Annotated in this window: 1 protein-coding gene; it reads left to right on the top strand. The window is 72.0% G+C overall.

Going from position 1 to position 597, the window contains the following annotated elements; genetic code table 11:
- Nucleotides 1-105: 105 nt before the first annotated feature.
- The coding region (locus tag KUM32_RS42995; RefSeq protein WP_217146976.1) for a gamma-glutamyl-gamma-aminobutyrate hydrolase family protein at nt 106-597 on the top strand (492 nt) is incomplete at its 3' end.

The following is a 597-nucleotide window of genomic DNA, read 5'->3' as shown; positions in this document are numbered from 1 at the left end:
ACGTCTTTCCGTGGGCGGAGCCGCTGCTGCCGTTCAACGACGTGACGGTTGATGAGTGACCGCGGCGACGGCAGGAACCGATACGGCAGGAACGGCAGGCACCCGATGACCGCGCGCATTCTCGTCGTGGACAACTACGACAGCTTCGTCTTCAACCTCGTCCAGTACCTCTACCAACTCGACGCCACCTGCGAGGTGCTGCGCAACGACGAGGTCGAGCCCGCGCACGCCGACGACGGCTTCGACGGGGTGCTGCTCTCCCCCGGGCCCGGCACCCCCGAGCAGGCGGGCGTCTGCGTGGACATGGTGCGGCACTGCGCGCGCACCGGCGTGCCCGTGTTCGGCGTGTGCCTGGGCATGCAGTCGATGGCCGTCGCGTACGGCGGCGTCGTCGGGCGCGCCCCCGAGCTGCTGCACGGCAAGACCTCCGCGGTCACCCACGACGGCGCCGGCGTCTTCAGCGGGCTGCCGTCCCCCTTCACCGCGACCCGCTACCACTCGCTTTCCGTCGAGAACGGCACCTTCCCCGCCGAGCTGGAGGCCACCGCCTGGACCGACGCCCCGGGCGAGGGCCCGGGTGGCGGCGCGGGCGCGGGC

This window comes from Streptomyces sp. AC627_RSS907 (genome assembly GCF_019049165.1).
This window is presented reverse-complemented; position numbering and strand designations above follow the sequence as displayed.